The sequence below is a fragment of the Mycobacterium sp. genome, assembly GCF_965277065.1.
Lineage (GTDB): Bacteria > Actinomycetota > Actinomycetes > Mycobacteriales > Mycobacteriaceae > Mycobacterium.
This window is the reverse complement of sequence record NZ_CBDIBT010000018.1, coordinates 171,745-188,459: the sequence shown is the minus strand read 5'-3', so window position 1 is coordinate 188,459 and position 16,715 is coordinate 171,745. Positions and strand designations below refer to the sequence as shown.

The 16,715-nt window shown below is 64.1% G+C and carries 16 protein-coding genes and 3 pseudogenes; 10 read left to right on the top strand and 9 right to left on the bottom strand.

The genetic code is table 11. The annotated features are described in order from the left end of the window. Positions 1-52: 52 nt before the first annotated feature. The 4 genes and pseudogenes from ACQY5A_RS12370 to ACQY5A_RS12355 all read left to right on the top strand — a co-directional run bounded on the left by ACQY5A_RS12370 (position 53) and on the right by ACQY5A_RS12355 (position 3,421). Positions 53-223 (top strand): hypothetical protein, encoded by a 171-nt coding sequence (locus ACQY5A_RS12370; RefSeq protein WP_428340657.1) that lies wholly within the window; start codon positions 53-55, stop codon positions 221-223. A 151-nt stretch (positions 224-374) separates the two neighbouring features. Then, entirely contained in the window at positions 375-1,580 is a 1,206-nt protein-coding gene (locus ACQY5A_RS12365) for a cytochrome P450 (RefSeq protein WP_428340656.1), read from the top strand. Between the two features lie 10 nt (positions 1,581-1,590). Further along, positions 1,591-1,788 (top strand): ferredoxin, encoded by a 198-nt coding sequence (locus ACQY5A_RS12360; RefSeq protein WP_428340655.1) that lies wholly within the window; start codon positions 1,591-1,593, stop codon positions 1,786-1,788. A 248-nt stretch (positions 1,789-2,036) separates the two neighbouring features. Then, positions 2,037-3,421, top strand: a pseudogene (locus tag ACQY5A_RS12355) (HNH endonuclease signature motif containing protein). A gap of 28 nt (positions 3,422-3,449) precedes the next feature. Here ACQY5A_RS12355 and ACQY5A_RS12350 read toward each other — a convergent pair. From ACQY5A_RS12350 to ACQY5A_RS12310, 9 genes and pseudogenes are all read right to left on the bottom strand, one after another. Continuing rightward, entirely contained in the window at positions 3,450-3,638 is a 189-nt protein-coding gene (locus ACQY5A_RS12350; protein ID WP_428340654.1) for a ferredoxin, read from the bottom strand. Beyond that, positions 3,635-4,918, bottom strand: coding sequence for a cytochrome P450 (locus tag ACQY5A_RS12345; RefSeq protein WP_428340653.1), 1,284 nt, complete (start codon positions 4,916-4,918; stop codon positions 3,635-3,637). The genes ACQY5A_RS12350 and ACQY5A_RS12345 overlap by 4 nt, the downstream gene beginning before the upstream one ends. A 103-nt stretch (positions 4,919-5,021) precedes the next feature. Next, positions 5,022-5,528, bottom strand: coding sequence for a hypothetical protein (locus ACQY5A_RS12340; protein WP_428340652.1), 507 nt, complete (start codon positions 5,526-5,528; stop codon positions 5,022-5,024). Beyond that, positions 5,525-6,130 carry a TetR/AcrR family transcriptional regulator gene (locus ACQY5A_RS12335; RefSeq protein ID WP_428340651.1) on the bottom strand — a complete coding sequence of 202 codons (606 nt, stop codon included), beginning with the start codon at positions 6,128-6,130 and terminating at the stop codon, positions 5,525-5,527. Before ACQY5A_RS12335 ends, ACQY5A_RS12340 begins: the two co-directional genes overlap by 4 nt. Positions 6,131-6,281: 151 nt before the next feature. Further along, entirely contained in the window at positions 6,282-7,439 is a 1,158-nt protein-coding gene (locus tag ACQY5A_RS12330) for a thiolase family protein (RefSeq protein WP_428340650.1), read from the bottom strand. 55 nt (positions 7,440-7,494) lie between these two features. Then, positions 7,495-7,665: pseudogene (locus ACQY5A_RS12325) on the bottom strand (enoyl-CoA hydratase-related protein); the annotation flags it as partial. After that, complete coding sequence (locus tag ACQY5A_RS12320; protein ID WP_428340649.1) at positions 7,658-8,875, bottom strand: CaiB/BaiF CoA transferase family protein; 1,218 nt, start codon at positions 8,873-8,875, stop codon at positions 7,658-7,660. The pseudogene ACQY5A_RS12325 and the gene ACQY5A_RS12320, both read right to left, overlap by 8 nt. A 4-nt stretch (positions 8,876-8,879) precedes the next feature. After that, positions 8,880-10,046, bottom strand: a complete 1,167-nt coding sequence (locus ACQY5A_RS12315) for an acyl-CoA dehydrogenase family protein (RefSeq protein ID WP_428341489.1) — start codon at positions 10,044-10,046, stop codon at positions 8,880-8,882. A gap of 127 nt (positions 10,047-10,173) precedes the next feature. After that, entirely contained in the window at positions 10,174-11,472 is a 1,299-nt protein-coding gene (locus ACQY5A_RS12310) for an amidohydrolase family protein (RefSeq protein ID WP_428340648.1), read from the bottom strand. A gap of 330 nt (positions 11,473-11,802) precedes the next feature. Here ACQY5A_RS12310 and ACQY5A_RS12305 point away from each other — a divergent pair, with 330 nt between their 5' ends. From ACQY5A_RS12305 to ACQY5A_RS12280, 6 genes and pseudogenes are all read left to right on the top strand, one after another. Then, positions 11,803-12,354, top strand: a complete 552-nt coding sequence (locus tag ACQY5A_RS12305; protein WP_428340647.1) for a carboxymuconolactone decarboxylase family protein — start codon at positions 11,803-11,805, stop codon at positions 12,352-12,354. 5 nt (positions 12,355-12,359) lie between these two features. Continuing rightward, positions 12,360-13,649, top strand: a complete 1,290-nt coding sequence (locus ACQY5A_RS12300; protein ID WP_428340646.1) for an aromatic ring-hydroxylating oxygenase subunit alpha — start codon at positions 12,360-12,362, stop codon at positions 13,647-13,649. Further along, positions 13,636-13,971, top strand: coding sequence for a hypothetical protein (locus ACQY5A_RS12295; RefSeq protein ID WP_428340645.1), 336 nt, complete (start codon positions 13,636-13,638; stop codon positions 13,969-13,971). The genes ACQY5A_RS12300 and ACQY5A_RS12295 overlap by 14 nt, the downstream gene beginning before the upstream one ends. A gap of 3 nt (positions 13,972-13,974) precedes the next feature. Further along, complete coding sequence (locus ACQY5A_RS12290) at positions 13,975-15,189, top strand: metal-dependent hydrolase family protein (protein WP_428340644.1); 1,215 nt, start codon at positions 13,975-13,977, stop codon at positions 15,187-15,189. After that, a complete protein-coding gene (locus tag ACQY5A_RS12285) occupies positions 15,173-15,592 on the top strand; it encodes a nuclear transport factor 2 family protein (protein ID WP_428340643.1) in 420 nt (139 codons plus the stop codon). The genes ACQY5A_RS12290 and ACQY5A_RS12285 overlap by 17 nt, the downstream gene beginning before the upstream one ends. Beyond that, positions 15,589-16,684 (top strand): annotated as a pseudogene (locus ACQY5A_RS12280) (acyl-CoA dehydrogenase family protein). The gene ACQY5A_RS12285 and the pseudogene ACQY5A_RS12280 overlap by 4 nt, the downstream one beginning before the upstream one ends. Positions 16,685-16,715: the final 31 nt, after the last annotated feature.

Sequence of the window (16,715 nt, the reverse complement as noted above, 5' to 3'; positions counted from 1 at the left end):
GCTGCTACGAAAATCCGATCCTGCATGTCGGCCCGCTGGGAGGGGCCAGAAAGTGAAGCTGATCGACAATGCGTTGTTGGCGGCACACATCGGCCTGCTCGCCGACGCAATCGGCGTGGGAGCGCGACTCGGCGTCACCGAGTCCGCGCTGCTGCGTGCCCTTCCGCACGGCAGGCGAATTCGTGGACAAGGACATCGCGGTGGTCCGACACATCGCTACTGAACTCGCCGGCGACCTCGGCGTTCTCGACAAAGCCATCGATGCAGCGATTCCCGGGGCAGATGAGGTCTTTTCGGCCCGCCGAGAACGGTCTACCGTTAGCGTTACAGTCACGCATTCCGTCGTAACGGTGACGGGCGCTCAGGAGGGTGCAATGACCAAGCCCAAGGTCGTCTTCAATCCGGTCTCCGAGGAGTACTTCGCCAACCCGTTCGATATCTACCGACGGATGCGCGAGGACGCACCCCTCTATTACGACGAGAAAGAAGATTTTTACGCAATCACGCGCCATGAGGACGTGGCGGCGGCATTGAAGGACCACGAGACCTACTCATCGAGCCGCGGCTGCGATCTGGCGATGGTCCGCAAGGGCATCTCCGCCGACATGCGGTCCATCATTTTCATGGATCCACCGGACCACCGGCACATGCGCAGCCTGCTCAACAAGGCCTTCACACCGCGAGCGGTCCAGTCGCAGACCGACACCGTCCACGAAGTGATCGATAAGTATCTGGGCGCCGTCAATCCCGAGCGGTTCGACGTGGTGCAGGACTTCTCCGGCCCGTTCCCGGTCGAGGTCATCACCCGAATGGCCGGTGTGCCTGAGGAATACCGCCAGCAGGTGCGGCACTGGATCGACATCAGCCTGTCCCGTGAACCGGGGCAGATCGAGGTCAGCGAAGCCGGCATGCAGGCCAACATCGACACCGCGATGTACTACTTCAGCCTGGTGCAGGAACGTCGGCAGAACCCGCAGGACGACATGATCAGCAAGCTGATCGCCGCCGAGATCCCCGGTGAAGATGGTCAGACCCGTCAGCTCGACGACATCGAAATCTGCGGTTTCGCCACGCTGCTCGGCGGTGCCGGCGCAGAGACCGTCACCAAGTTGATCGGCAGCGCGGCCGTGCTGTTCGCGCTCAACCCAGAGCAGTGGGAGAAACTACAAGCAGACCGCAGCAAGTTGACCGGAGCGGTCGAAGAGTTGCTGCGCTACGAGGGCCCGGTGCAGTACAACGTCCGCTGGACCCTCAAAGAGGCACACACCAGCGGCGGCACCATTCCCGCCGGCAAGCCGGTGTTCGTGATGAACGCTGCGGCTAACCGGGACCCGGACGCCTTCACTGAGGCCGACACCTTCGACATCGACCGCGACCACACCGAAGCGCAGCATCTCGGTCTGGGATACGGGATTCACAGTTGCCTCGGCGCGGCGCTCGCCCGGATGGAAAGCCGGGTCGCGCTGGAGAAGCTGCTCGACTTCATGCCCCGCTACGAGGTGGACTGGGATGGCTGCAAGCGGGTCACGATGCAGAACGTCGCGGGCTGGCTGAACGTCCCGGTGAAGGTGCTGCGATGAGGTGGACCAAGTGACGAAGAAAATCGAAGTCGACTGGGGCCTGTGCGAAAGCAACGGGGTCTGCATGGGCGTCATCCCGGAGGTTTTTCAACTCGAGGATGACGACACGCTGACCGTGCTGCAGGACGAAGTCACTCCCGAGAACGAGGCGCTGGTGCTCGAGGCGGTTCGTCAGTGCCCGCGTCAGGCCATCTCGATCATCGAATAGCGTCGCGGCTCGTTGCGGCTCAGCCGCAGATGTAAGACACCGGCTGCAGCTCTCGATACCTGTCAGTCCCACGAACCGACCGGACATCTGACACGTTCTACCACTGCTAGGGCACCGCGGCCGTGAATCCGCGTCCGGCACCGGCTGCCGGAACCATGGCTTCCAAGAGTTATTCAGAGTTGGCGCTTCATCCACAGATGAACTTCCGACGAGTGCGATTCGCACAGGTGTTCGATAGCGTGGGCGTTATGAGTTTCGTAGCGCAAGCACTCCCCGCAGATGCGACGCGCGCGCAGATGCGCGCGGATCTTGCGCTGATCGGCGCCGCTTACACTCGGCTACGCGGATCGTGCACTGATGTGGTGGGCAACGCTTTTCGCGTCGAGGTCGCGGACCGGCTCGAGACTTTGGACCGGGTCAATCGCGGGCTGTCGTACCGCATGTTCGCCGAGATCGCCGACCCGGTAGACGGGCCAGACGACCCTGCACTGCCCTCTGATGTGGCGACGCGCCATCTGCTCGGCTCGCGGCTGCGGATCACCGCCGCCGAAGTCAAGCGCCGGTTTCGGGTGGCGGCGCAAATCTGCCCGCGACGGTCACTGACTGGCCCGGTCCTGCCGCCAGGGTTGCCGAAGTTGGCAGAGGCCGTTGAAGAAGGCGCTCTCGGTGACGATCACATCGCCGCGATTACGAGGGCCTTGAATATGCTGCCGTCGGCAGTCAGCGTCGCCGATTACGAGAAGGCTGAGCGCACCTTGGTCGGCGACGCCACCAGGCAGGACGCTAAATTCGTTGCCGCGGTGGGTGATCGGATCTCGGACTGCCTCAATCCCGACGGCAACTTTTCTGACGAGGACCGTGCAAGGCGCCGCGGACTCGTGCTCGGGAGACAGAGCGTGGACGGGATGAGTCGACTCACCGGATGGCTGGACCCAGAGACGCGCGCCTACCTGGAAGCGATCACCGCGGCCATTCGCCCCGGCCGCCATGTGCCTGCGGCCAACGATGCGCCCGCCGAGCGCGACAACCGCACTCCGTCGCAACGCTGCCACGACGCGCTCAAGCTCGCGTTACGCGACGCGCTTTCATCCGGCGAACTCGGCGTCCATCGCGGGGTGCCGGTCACAGTGATCGTGACGACCAAGCTGGCCGAACTCGAGCAGGCCGCCCGTGCCGCGCGCGACCCGAGCATCCCGATGCCGGCGCCGGCGCGCACCGGCGGCAACAGTCGACTCCCTATGCGCGACCTGATCCGCATGGCCAGCGACAGCATCCACTACCTGGCGGTCTTCGAGGATCACTCAGAGCGGCCGCTGTATCTGGGCCGCAGCAAACGCATCGCGACCGTAGACCAACGCATGATCTGCTACGCCCGCGACGGCGGTTGCACCCGCCCGGATTGCCTTGAGCCCGGCTACCATTGCGAAGTCCATCACGGCGACGACTGGGCCAACGGTGGTCGAACCAACGCTGACGAACTCCACTTCCTGTGCGCGCCAGACCATTCCGAGGCGAGCAGCGGTCGTATCGTCACGACAGTCACCGACGACGGCCGCCTCGCCTGGACGACGGCACCGGACCACCGCGCATCAACCGCATCCACCGCCCCGACGAGCTACTCGACGACGACTAATGACGCTGCGGCTACGCGAAACTCCTTGCTATTTCTCGCTGATGGCCTGTTCGGGGCAGCACTCGATGGCCTCCTGGGCGGCCGCCTCCAAGTCCCCCGGCACCTCGGACTCGATCGCTACGGCGTAACCATCGTCGGTGAGGCTGAACACGTCCGGGCACAACGTGAGGCACATCCCGTGACCACGACAGCGCTGGTCGTCTACCCAGACCTTCATGCCGCTGTGAACTCCAGGTGCAGCTCGGTGAGCCCACGCAGAATGTAAGTCGGAACGAATTGGTAGCGGCGGTCATTCGCCGGGCCGTGGTGCTGCTCGTTGATCCGGATATCGGATGTTCGGTCGAGCAGTCGCTCCAGGGCCACTCGCGTTTCGGCGCGCGCCAGGGGTGCGCCGGGGCAGCTGTGGATGCCGCGGCCGAACGAGATGTGTTGGCGGGCATTCTTTCTGGCCGGGTCGAACGTGCTGGGGTCGTCGAATCGGCGCGGATCGCGGTTGGCGGCGGCCTGCACGATCATCACCGTGGTGCCCGCAGGCAGGTCGACCCCGCCGACGTTGACCGGCCTGCGGTTGATCCGGAAGTCGCCCTTGACCGGGCTCTCGACGCGCAACGCCTCTTCGATGAAGTTGGGCAGCAGGCTACGGTCCTTACGCAACTGCGCCTGGACGTCCGGCCGGTCCCCCAGTGTCTGCAGCGACGCGCCGAGCAGCCGCACGGTGGTTTCCTGACCGGCCGAAAAGACGTTGGCCGCAACCCGAGCCACGTCTCCGACCCCGGGTATCGAACCGTCCGGGTAGGTCGCGGAGGCAAGACCGGTGAGCACGTCGTCGCGTGGTTTCGCGCGGCGATCCTGCACGTAGGCCGAGAACAGGCCGTAGAGGAATTCCAGCGGGCTGTGCGCCAACGATTCCTTGCCGGTGCCGCCGATGCCCCCACCCGAGTGGTCGCGGATGCCTTTGACGAACTTGTCGCGATCCTCCAGCGGGACGCCCAGCAGATCGGCGATCACCAGCAACGTGAACGGGCTGGCGAAGCCCTTGATGAACTCACCGTGCCCGCGCGCCAAGAAGTCGTCGAGCGCCTGGTCGGCCAGCGCCCACATGGCGTCCTCGTTCTCCTTGAGGCGCTTCGGAGTGATCAGCCGCATCAAAAGGGAGCGGTGATTGGTATGGGTCGGCGGGTCGAGTGTGGGCAGCTGGTCGTTGAAGGGCAGCTCGTCACGGTGCTGCTCGATCAGCTCGGTGATGTCAGTGTCGCCTCGGCCTTCGAGACTCACTGGGAAGCCGGGAAATGGTCCGGTCACCGAGTTGCACGACGACCACGTCTCGGCATCGTTGAGGACGGCACAGGCTTCGTCCCAACCGGTCACCATCGTGACGTCGTGATGCTTTTCCTTGGTCACCGGGCACTGCTGCCGAAGCGACTCATAATAGGGATACGGGTCCGCGACGAGCTCGCTGCCACGGAAAAAATCCAGTTCGGTGAAGTCATTCACCATTTCGCACCGTTCCAATCTCGACCAGTGAGAATGTCGCTCTCAGAGATGAGCATTAGATTTCCACAGAGCATGGTGCGACGTCAACGCGGTGTGGAATCGCAACTCAGCCGGCGGGAACGAGGTCGGCCTCCACCGACGCGCTGGACATCACCCGGCTGCGGAACGTCTCGATCGGCCCGATCGACGCCGGAGACAGTCCGGCCGCCACGAGCGCCTGCGCCTTAAACGCTTGCGCCGCCGCGCTGAGCCAATACTCGACCAGGCTGACATGAGATTCCAGCTCTGCCGGCCAGGTCTGCCCCCACAGCGTGACCTCGGTGGCGCCCTGGTCGAGCGCCTGTATAACCCCTTGTCGCACGCGTGAGTCGCAGCCGAACAGGTCCGCGGCGGCGGCCAGGGTTTGCGGCGGCGGGCGATGCCCGACCGTCGCCAGCGCGTACTCAAGGTCGAGGATGCGGGCGCCGAGGATTCGCAGCGGACGCTCATCGGCATGGTCAGCGACCAAGACCGTCACGTCCCAGCCGGCCATCGTCCGATCGAACAACCAGCCGCCGGCGAAGCGCACCACGTCGGCGACATCGGAGGCGACGACGTCGAGCCGATATCTCACGTCCGGTTCGGCGGCGCCATGTCCCGGGCTAACGACTCCGAGTACTCCTTGAAGACCTCGGTCAGCGGTATCGAAGGATTGATCAGCCATGTCGTCTCCATTCCGGTGATGAAGGCAAGGATTTGCACTGCCTTGACGGTCACATCCATGTCCAGGCGGAACTGGCCAGCTCGCTGACCCCGCCGGATGAGCTCGGTGATGATGTCGATCGCGCCCTGGTAGCGGGCGGTGAGACGGTCGTGCAGAGGAGCGTCCGGGTCGACGTTTTCCGCGAGCAGCACGCTGTAGGTGCCGATCAATTCGGGCGAGCGATAGTACCGGTCGGCGACGGCGGCGACTTCGGAGATCAGGTCGCCGGCGCGGTCGGCGTGCGAGTCGTCGTCGGCGTCGCGGATGTCCAGCACCGCGTGGAGCAGCTGCTCCTTGGATTCGAAGTGATGCAGCAGGCCGGCCGGGCTCACCCCGGCCTCGCCGGCGATCTGGGCCAGCGTCGTGTTGCGCCACCCGTTGCGGGTCAGCAACTGCTGTGCCACGGCCAGGATCCGCTGTTTGCGATCCTCGCCCTTGGCCCGCAGCGACTCGTACGGCCGTGTCTCAGGCACCGGACTCCTTCGTCCAACCAACTAACCGAACACACAGTAGGTTGGTTGGGCCGACTGTGACAAGGGTCTCAGCGTGGCGAATTTCGTCGAGCGTCGAGTAGTCGGGTCAGAAATCCGCAACCTTGCCCGACAACTCGACGTTCGGCGAATGTCAGGCAACAAGTTCGACGATCGTGGCGTTGGCTGTTCCACCACCTTCGCACATGGTCTGCAAGCCGTAGCGAATCCCGTTGTCGCGCATGTGATGCGCCATGCGGGTCATCAGCACCGCACCCGATGCTCCGAGCGGATGGCCCAGCGCGATGGCTCCGCCGAGCGGGTTCAGCCGATCCGGGTCGGCACCGGTTTCGGCAAGCCATGCCAACGGAACCGGGGCGAAGGCCTCGTTGACCTCGAACGCACCGACGTCGGAGATCGTCACGCCGGCTTTGGCCAGTACCTTCTCGGTGGCCGGGATCGGACCGGTCAGCATCAGCACCGGGTCGGCGCCGGTGACCGCGCCGGCCACGTATCGCACCAGCGGGGTCAGTCCGAGTTCGACCGCGATGTCTGAGGTCGTCACCAGCAATGCCGCTGCCCCATCGGATATTTGGGACGAGTTGCCGGCGTGGATCACGCCGGCTTCGTCGAACGCCGGCTTGAGACCGGCCAGCTTGTCGACCGTGGTTCCTCGACGGATCCCCTCGTCCGCGGAGACAACGGCGCCGTCCTCTCCGACAGGCGGGAACACCGGGACGATCTGGTCGGTGAAGGCGCCGCTGTCCTGGGCCGCCGCGGCCCGTTCGTGCGACAGCGCGGAGTACTCGTCGAGCCTGGTGCGAGACAGGCCCCACTTCTTGGCGATCATTTCCGCCGAGATGCCCTGGTTGAACGAGAAACCGTCATAGCGCTCAAGCACTTTGGGGCCGTAGGGCTGCCCGGTTGCCCGGGCCGAGCCCAGCGGCACCCGGCTCATCACCTCGACACCGCCGGCGACCACGACGTCCTGCTGGCCGGACATCACCGCCTGCGCGGCGAAGTCGAGCGCCTGCTGGCTGGAGCCGCAGGCCCGGTTGATCGTCGTGCCCGGAATGTGTTCGGGCCAGCCGGCGGCCAGCACCGCGTACCGGCCGATGTTGCTCGACTGGTCGCCGACCTGCGACACGCAGCCCCAGACCACGTCGTCGATGACGTTCGGGTCGATTCCGGCGCGCTCCACGAGCTCGTTGAGCACAACTGCCGACAGATCAGCGGCGTGCATGGCCGACAGGCCACCGTTGCGCTTGCCGACCGGCGTCCGCACCGCCTCGACGATGACTGTTTCACGCATCCTTCTGCTCCGATCTCTTGACCGCCGAATCCACTGTGGCGAAGTTACCGACCTGCGCGCGGGTGAGCACCACCGCCCGTACACCGTCCTTCTCGGCGGCGATCAGTGCCTGCGCCAGCGCGATCCAGGGTTCACGGTTGATCGCATTCTTGCGGCGCGGCCGGTTGAGGGTCAGCGTCCGCACGCCGTCGCGGTCGCTGCAGAACAGAACGGCCTCGTCAAACATAGGCCGGTCCGATGGCCCCTTGCCCTCGCAGGCCATCGATGTCGTTTGCGCCGTAACCGAGTTCGGTGAGCACCGCATCGGTGTGCTGCCCGAGGCCGGGCACCGCGCCCATCGGCGCCTGGTAGCCGGCGATGACGGGCGGTGGCAGTAGAGCCTGAATCGGCCCGGCGGGTGTGTCGACCTGACGCCAACGGTCACGGGCCGTCAGTTGCGGGTGGACCAGCACTTCGCTGGGCAGGTTGTAACGCGAATTGCCGATCCCGGCGGCGTCCGCCGTTTTCTGCACGTGGTCGAGGCCGTGCGCCACGCACCAGGCGCCGATCGCCTCGTCCAAGATGTCCCGGTGCGCGCAGCGACCGGAGTTGTGGGCAAAGCGGGGATCGTCGGCGAGGTCGTCACGCCCGATGATCTGCCGTGAGAGTCGTTGCCACTCCGCATCATTGGTAGTTCCCAGCACCACCGTCTGACCGTCGGCGGTGTGGTAAGCGCCGTAGGGCGCCACGGCGGGCGAACTCAAGCCCAACGGTTCCTGGTCGATACCGGAGTACCGGGTGTAGGTCAGCGGGTAGCCCATCAATTCCGTCATGGTGTCCAGCAGGCTGAGCCCTACCGTGTTGCCGTGACCACCGGGGGTCGACTGTGCGTCGCGTGAATACAGCAGCGCCAGGATCGACAGCGCCGAATACAGCCCGGTGCTGATGTCTGCCACCGGCGGGCCGGGTTTTGCCGGTGCGCCCGGGTTGCCGGTGATGGCGCAGGCGCCGGACTCGGCTTGGACCAGCAGGTCGTAGGCCCGCTTGTGCGACAACGGACCGCCGGGACCGTACCCATCGATCTCCACCGCGATGACGTTTGGATGCCGCTGCTCCAGATCGGCGGCAGCGAGGCCCAGGCGGGAGACCGACCCTGGGGCGAGGTTGGACACCAACACATCGGCGCGGTCGAGCAATCGGTGCAGAATATCTTGCCCTGCTTCGGCTTTCAGGTCGAGCGTCACCGACTCTTTACCACGGTTGGCCCACACGAAGTGGGCGGCGAGCCCGTTGACAACTTCGTCGTAGTAGCGGGCGAAGTCTCCGCCTTTGGGATTTTCGATCTTGATGACCCGCGCACCGAAGTCTGCGAGCACGCGCGTGCACATCGGCGCCGAGACAGCCTGCTCCAGGGCCACCACGGTGATGCCCGTCAGTGGCCCACGGTTTGGCGGCATCACGTCAGTAGCTCCTCGGCATTCCCAGCACGTGCTCGCCGAGGAAGTTGAGAATCATTTCCTGACTGACCGGCGCGATCTTCATCAGACGCGACTCGCGGAAGTACCGCGACACGTGATACTCCTCCGAGTAACCCATCCCGCCGTGCAACTGCAGCGCTCGATCGGCCGCTCCGAACCCGGCATCGGCGCAGAGGTACTTGGCGGTATTCGCTTCGCGGCCACAGGGTTTGCCGTTGTCATAGAGCCAGGTGGCCTTCCGCAACACCAGTTCCGCGGCGTCCAGGCGCGCCAGCGAGTCCGCCAGCGGGAACTGCAACCCCTGGTTCATCCCGATCGGTCGGTTGAACACGACGCGCTCGTTCCCGTACTTGACGGCCTTGTCCAGTGCGACGCGGCCGATGCCGAGTGCCTCTGCGGCGATCAGCATCCGCTCCGGATTGAGGCCATCCAAGATGTACTTGAAGCCCTGCCCCTCCTCACCGACGCGATCCTCGACCGGGACGATCAGATCGTCGATGAAGACTTCGTTGGAACTGACGGCGTTGCGGCCCATCTTCTTGATCGGCCGGATGTCGACGTGGTCGCGATCGAGGTCGGTGAGGAACAGCGTCATGCCGTCGGTCTTCTTGGTGACCTGACCGAATGGCGTGGTCCGGGTCAGCAGCAGGATCTTCTCGGACTCCAGCGCCTTGGAGATCCAGACCTTGCGCCCGTTGATCCGATAGGTGTCGCTTTCACGCTTGGCGAAGGTCGTGATGCGCGAGGTATCAAGGCCCGCACCGGGTTCGGTGACGCCGAAGCACACGTGCAGATCGCCGTTGACGATTCGCGGCAGGGTCCTGGCCTTGAGTTCCTCGGAGCCGTGCTTGACGACGGGCTGCATGCCGAAGATCGTCAGGTGAATCGCGCTGGCGCCGTTCATGGCCGCACCCGACCGCGCCACCTCTTCGAGCAGCAGCGTCGCCTCGGTGATGCCGAGCCCGTGGCCGCCGTACTCCTCGGGAATCGTCATACCCAGCCAGCCGCCGCTGGAGATCGCGTCGTAGAACTCCTGCGGGAACTCGTGCGCGAGGTCTTTTTCCATCCAGTACTGGTCGTCGAACTTCGACGCCAGTTCGGCGACCGACTTACGGATCAGCTCCTGGTCATCGGTCAGCTCAAAGCTCATCCCACCGCCGGCCACTGCGAAACTCCTTTGATCGTTCAGACGCTGGCTGCCCGTGCCGGCCCGCGGCACCCGGCTACGCCGCGCTTGCGACCGTCACTGGCGCGACACGCATAATCCGGTGAACGCGTCAGTCGGTATTGCCGCTCAGTTCCCTGGCGCTGGCGGCGAAGTCCATGAACGACGCGCCCGGCCTAAGATCTTTGTGCTTGCTGAGTGCGCGGATCGAAACATCGTGGCCCTCAGCGGCTTTGCGGAGTGAACCCACCGAAGCCTGCGCTTCGGTGATGTGGCTGAATGGGTCGAAGGAGTACCAGCGCATCGCGTTCTGGTACGCCATTTTCTTGATCTCGTCGTCCGGCACGTCGTTCTCGGACAGCACTTCCCACAGCTCTTCGGGCGCACCCGGCCACATCGAGTCGCTGTGCGGGTAATCGGCCTCCCAGCAGATGTTGTCGATGCCGATCATGTTGCGTAGTTTGACACCGACCTTGTCGCTGATGAAGCAGGTCAGGAAGTGCTCGCGGAACACCTCGCTGGGCAGCTTGCCCTTGAAGTCCTGGTGCGTCCACGTCGAGTGCATCTCGTAGGTGCGGTCCGCTCGCTCGAGGAAGTAGGGGATCCACCCGGTGCCACCTTCGGACAACGCGACCTTGAGGTCCGGGTAGTCCTTGATCGGCTGGGACCACAACAGGTCCGCAGCGGCTTGTACGATGTTCATCGGCTGAAGCGTGATCATCACGTCCATCGGCGCGTCGGGCGCCGTAATAGCCAGCCGGCCCGAGGACCCGATGTGCACGTTCATCACGGTGTCGGTGTCGCACAATGCTTCCCACAACGGCTTCCAGTACTCGTTGTGAAAACTCGGATACCCCATCGCCGCCGGGTTCTCGGTGAATGTCAGTGCGTGCACGCCCTTCTTCGACACCCGTCGGACCTCTTTGGCGCACTCCTCGGCGTCCCAGATCACCGGGATCGCCATCGGGATGAACCGCGCCGGGTAGGCGCCACACCACTCCTCGATGTGCCAGTCGTTGTAGGCCTGCACCAGCGCGATAGAGAAATCGTGGTCCTCGGTCGCGAACAGCCGTCCGGCGAAGCCCGGGAACGACGGAAAACAGATCGAGGCCAGGATCCCCCCGGCGTTCATGTCTTTGACCCGCTCGTCGACGTTGTAGCAGCCCGGGCGGATTTCATCCAGACCCTGCGGCTCGATTCCGTACTCCTCTTTGGGCCGACCGGCGACGGCGTTCAGCGCGACGTTGGGGATGACGGTGTCGCGGAACTGCCAGCAGTCGGAGCCGTCGTCGTTGTGCACCAGGCGCGGGGCATCGTCGACGTATTTCTTCGGCAGGTGGTTCTTGAACATGTCCGGCGGCTCAACGGTGTGGTCGTCGACGCTGATCAAAATCATGTCGTCTTTGTTCACTGCCCGATTCCTCTCCATGGGGGCCGTCGTAGCCCACCTGATCTTTGACTCGCGGTTGTCTGATGATTGTCGCGAACCCGTGGTCAGCCCGCGGACGAATCGACATCGCCGCCGGCTTCTCCCGTGCTACGGAAACTAGCTTCTCAAAACGCGAGAATCAACATCTTGAGGCTACCCCTGCCGTGGTCATGCATGCATCGGAGCTATCGGCCGAGCGGTGCGGTAGGGCTACGTCGCCGCAGGTAAGCCCCAAAGATTGACCAATTCACGAGTTCATGGAAACCTATTGATCAAATATGAGAATATGATTCTCCTACCCGAGGAGCCCAGATGCGCTTGTCCCCGCTGCAGGCGGACCAGTGGGACGACGCCGCCCGGCACGCGGTGTCGGTCATGCTCCCCGAGGAGCGGCGCAACCCGGCCGACGCAGGCACCCTGCTGTCGACCCTGGTCCGTCATCCGAAGCTGACCCGCGCTTACCTCAAATACAGCACCTATCTGCTGTACGGGTCGACGCTGCCGCCGCGGATCCGCGAGCTGCTCATCCTGCGCGTCGCACACCGCCGCGACTGCGCCTACGAGTGGTCGCATCACGTGGAGATGAGCAAAGACGTCGGCCTCACCGATACCGACGTCGAGGCGGCGCGGACGGGTCGGGCGGACAACGCCTTGGACAGCGCCCTGCTGTGTGCCGTCGACGAACTCGACGAGAAAAGCAAGATCTCGGATCAGACCTGGGCGGCCCTCGGCGAACGACTCGACGAACAGCAGCGGATGGACTTGGTCTTCACCATCGGCAACTACATCGCACTGGCCATGGCGCTGAACACTTTTGGCGTCGAGGTCGAAGACGACTTCGACGGCGGAACACGAGAGAGGTAAGGACGTTGGCACACTTTCCCAAGCCCGACGCAGGTAGTTGGACAGAGAACTATCCGGAACTGGGTACCGCGCCGGTTGATTACACCGACTCGATCGATCCGGCGTTCTTCGAAGCCGAGCGCGATGCGGTCTTCAAGCGCACCTGGCTGAACGTCGGTCGAGTCGAACGCCTTCCGCGCACCGGCAGTTACTTCACCAAGGAACTCCCGTCGGCCGGCAGGGGCATGTCGGTGATCATCGTCAAGACCAAGGACGGCTCGGTCAAGGCCTACCACAACGTCTGCCGCCACCGCGGAAACAAGTTGGTGTGGAACGACTTTCCGAATGAGGAGACCTCAGGTACCTGCCGGCAGTTCACCTGCAAGTATCACGCCTGGCGATACGACCTCGACGGCAAACTGACTTTCATCCAACAGGAGGAGGAGTTCTTCGACATCGACAAGAGCGACTACGGCCTCGTCGGCGTCCGCTGCGAGGTGTGGGAAGGCTTCATCTTCATCAACTTCGATCAGCACGCGAAGCCGCTGACCGACTACCTGGGCCCGTTGGCCAAGGGCATCGAGGGCTATCCGTTCCATGAAATGACCGAAAGCTATTCGTACCGGGCCGAAGTGGGCAGCAACTGGAAGCTGTTCATGGACGCGTTCGCCGAGTTCTACCACGCGCCGGTGCTGCACCAGGGTCAGTACACCAAGGAAGAAGCCGCCAAAATCCAGAAGTACGGCTTCGAGGCGCTGCACTACGAGATGGCCAGCCCGCACGCCATGATCTCGACCTGGGGCGGTCAGGCGCCGCCCGCAACCATGGACATGGTCAAGCCGATGGACCAGGTGCTGCGCAGCGGGCTTTTCGGCCCGTGGGACAAGCCCGAACTGATTGCAACGTTCGGTGAACTGCCCGCCGGCATCAACCCGAAGAAGGCGTCACAGTGGGGCATTGACGAGTGGCATTTCTACCCCAACCTGATGCTGCTGATCTGGGAGCCGGGCTGGTTCCTGACCTACCACTACTGGCCCACCGCCGTCGACAAGCACATCTTCGAGAGCACGCTGTACTTCGTTCCACCGAAGAACGCGCGGGAACGGCTGGCCCAGGAACTCGCCGCGGTGACGTTCAAGGAGTACGCGTTGCAGGATGCGAACACCCTGGAGGCAACCCAGACCATGATCGGCACCAAGGTGGTCAACGACTTCCCGCTGTGCGATCAGGAAATCATGCTGCGCCACCTGCACAAGGTGACGGGCGATTACGTGACTGGCTACAAGGAGGAGGTTCTCAGCAATGGCCACCACTAAGCAGCTGCCCGCTGAATTCGCCGCTCTGGAGCCATATCTGGAGTGGGATCTGGCCACCGAGCCTGAGCGTTACGCCAAGCGGCTGGCCTCGACGATGCCCGAGATGCAGGCGTTCTACGACGTGGCGTTTCCGAAGTTGAACGACGTCATCGAGTACTGCGACAAGTTCCCGCTCGACGACCTGCCCGAGGACGCCCGGACCCTGATGCATCTGATGCAGTCGCTGGTCATGATCTCGTTTCCGATCGAAGCGTGGAAGCAGCCGCGGGTGCCCGACAGCGGGGCGGCCTGGGTGGAGCTGATCCGCGAACCGGTGATCTAGCCGGTGCTCACGCTCAAGGCTGCCGGGCTGCTCGACGTCGATGCCGGCGAGATTGTCTCGCCCGGCATCCTGCGCATCGAGGGTGACCTGATCGTCGGCGTCGGCGGCGAACCCGAAGGCGACATTATCGATCTCGGTGACTCGATCCTGCTGCCCGGTCTGATGGACATGGAAGTCAACCTGCTGATGGGCGGGCGCGGCGAGACGCCCGGGTTGTCCCAGGTGCAGGACGACCCTCCGACGCGCGTGCTGCGTGCGGTCGGCAACGCCCGCCGCACGTTGTGGGCGGGATTCACGACCGTGCGTAATCTGGGCCTGTTCGTCAAGACCGGCGGTTATCTGCTCGACGTCGCGCTGGGCAAGGCTATCGACGCGGGCTGGATCGACGGACCCCGAATCGTCCCGGCAGGCCACGCGATCACTCCCACCGGCGGGCACCTGGACCCGACGATGTTCGCTGCATTCATGCCTGGCGCACTCGAGCTCACGGTCGAAGAAGGCATCGCCAACGGGGTCGACGAGATCCGTAAGGCAGTGCGCTACCAGATCAAGCATGGCGCCCAGTTGATCAAGGTGTGCGTTTCGGGTGGCGTGATGTCGTTGACCGGCGAGGCTGGGGCGCAACATTATTCGGATGAGGAGCTGCGGGCGATCGCCGACGAGGCGCACCGGCGTGGGCTGCGGGTCGCGGCGCACACCCACGGAGCGGAAGCCGTCAAGCACGCGGTCGCGTGCGGTATCGACTGCATCGAGCACGGGTTTCTGATGGACGATGAGGCCATCCAGATGCTGGTCGACAACGACCGCTTCCTGGTGACGACTCGTAGGCTCGCCCAGGCGATGGACGTGTCTCACGCTCCGAAGGTGTTGCAGGACAAGGCAGCCGAGATGTTTCCGAAGGCGGAGACGTCGATCAAAGCCGCCTATAAAGCCGGTGTGAAGATTGCGGTCGGCACCGACGCTCCGGCCATCCCGCACGGCAAGAATGCCGATGAGCTCGTCACTCTGGTGGAATGGGGCATGCCGGCACTGGCGGTCTTGCGGGCGGCTACCACCGTTGCCGCCGAGTTGATCAACGTCACCGACCGAGGCCGGCTGGCCGAGGGCCAGCTTGCCGACATCATCGCGGTGCCGGGAGATCCCCTGTCGGACATCACCGTAACCCAGCATGTGAACTTTGTGATGAAAGGCGGCAAAGTCTATGTCGGACCGCATTGAGGACCTCGTCGAGATTCAGCAACTGCTGGCTCGCTACGCGGTGACGATCACGCAAGAAAACATCGACGGCCTGGTCGCGGTGTTCACTCCGGACGGTACGTACAGCGCGTTCGGTGAAACCTATTCGCTGGACCGGTTTCCGGTGTTGGTCGATGCCGCCCCCAAAGGGCTGTTCATGACCGCGACCCCGGTGATCGACCTGGATGGCGATGAAGCGACCGGGACGCAGCCGCTGTGCTTCATCGACAACGTCACCCATGACATGCGCATCGGCTATTACAAGGACACCTACGTTCGGACCGACGACGGGTGGCGGCTGAAAAGCCGTGCCATGACGTTCATTCGGCGTAGTGGCGTACACGACTCCGGCCGCCCGCACGCAGTAGGACGACCACCTGCATGAAGGTCGAGCAGTTCCGGGCGGCTCTTCGGGCCTGGCTCGACGAACACGACCTGACGCCCGGGCCGGATCACTCGCTCGAAGGCCATATGCGCCAGATGGCCCGGGTGAGCCGGGCGCTCTATGACGGCGACTGGATGCGCTACGGCTGGCCGGAGGAAGTCGGCGGGTTGGGCGGTCCGGCGATTCTGCGCGCGGTGGTCGGCGAAGAGGTGGTCGGCCGTCGTCTCGCCGAACCGGGACCCTATTCGATGCTCGAAGTGCTCACACCGACGATGATCGACTACGCCCCGGCGGAACTGGCCGCCGACATGGTGCCGCGACTGCTGCGGGGCGAAGAGCAATGGTGCCAAGGCTTTTCCGAGCCGGGATCGGGCAGCGACCTGGCGTCTCTGACCACCCGAGCGGTCCAGGACGGTGATAACTGGGTGGTCAACGGGCAGAAGGTCTGGACCAGCTACGCCCAATTCTCCACCCGGTGTGTGCTGCTTACCCGGACGGCACCCGGCTACGACGGGATCACCGCCTTCTTCGTCGACCTGGATACCCCGGGCATCACCATTCGGCCGCTGCAAACGATGCACGGGGTCGACGAATTCTGCGAGGTCTACTACGACGACGTCGCCATTCCGGCGAGCCGAATGCTCGGTCAGCCCGGAGACGGCTGGCGGCTCGCGATGGACCTGCTGCCCTATGAGCGGTCCAGTTGCTTCTGGCAGCGAATCGCGTACCTCTACTCGCGCTTCGACGAGCTGATCTCAGAGGTAACCGATCCCGACGAATACGAGCTCGGCGCCGCCTATCTCGCGCTGCACACGTTGCGATGCCGATCGCGAGACACTCAGCACCGGCTGCTCGACGGGGCCCGACTCGGGCCGGACACCTCCATCGACAAGGTGCTGCTGGCCGGCGCCGAGCAACGGCTCTATGACACCATGCGTGATCTGCTGCCCGGCACACTGTGAATTGGAGCTCGACGACACACCGTGGCGCTCGGAGTTCCTCTACTCTCGGGCGGCGACCATCTACGGCGGCACCGCCGAGATCCAGCGCAACATCATCGCGCGCCGGCTGTTGGATCTGGGCAAGGAGTGAGCGTGGACAGCGAATCCTTGCAATTGCTGAA

Excerpts from the sequence above, each read along its gene's own strand:
- ACQY5A_RS12305 (WP_428340647.1), top strand. The coding sequence starts at position 11,803 with ATGCGCTTGTCCCCGCTGCAGGCGGACCAGTGGGACGACGCCGCCCGG.
- ACQY5A_RS12320 (WP_428340649.1), bottom strand. The coding sequence starts at position 8,875 with ATGCCGCCAAACCGTGGGCCACTGACGGGCATCACCGTGGTGGCCCTG.
- ACQY5A_RS12285 (WP_428340643.1), top strand. The coding sequence starts at position 15,173 with ATGTCGGACCGCATTGAGGACCTCGTCGAGATTCAGCAACTGCTGGCT.
- ACQY5A_RS12330 (WP_428340650.1), bottom strand. The coding sequence starts at position 7,439 with ATGCGTGAAACAGTCATCGTCGAGGCGGTGCGGACGCCGGTCGGCAAG.
- ACQY5A_RS12315 (WP_428341489.1), bottom strand. The coding sequence starts at position 10,046 with ATGAGCTTTGAGCTGACCGATGACCAGGAGCTGATCCGTAAGTCGGTC.
- ACQY5A_RS12350 (WP_428340654.1), bottom strand. The coding sequence starts at position 3,638 with ATGAAGGTCTGGGTAGACGACCAGCGCTGTCGTGGTCACGGGATGTGC.
- ACQY5A_RS12345 (WP_428340653.1), bottom strand. The coding sequence starts at position 4,918 with ATGGTGAATGACTTCACCGAACTGGATTTTTTCCGTGGCAGCGAGCTC.
- ACQY5A_RS12295 (WP_428340645.1), top strand. The coding sequence starts at position 13,636 with ATGGCCACCACTAAGCAGCTGCCCGCTGAATTCGCCGCTCTGGAGCCA.
- ACQY5A_RS12365 (WP_428340656.1), top strand. The coding sequence starts at position 375 with ATGACCAAGCCCAAGGTCGTCTTCAATCCGGTCTCCGAGGAGTACTTC.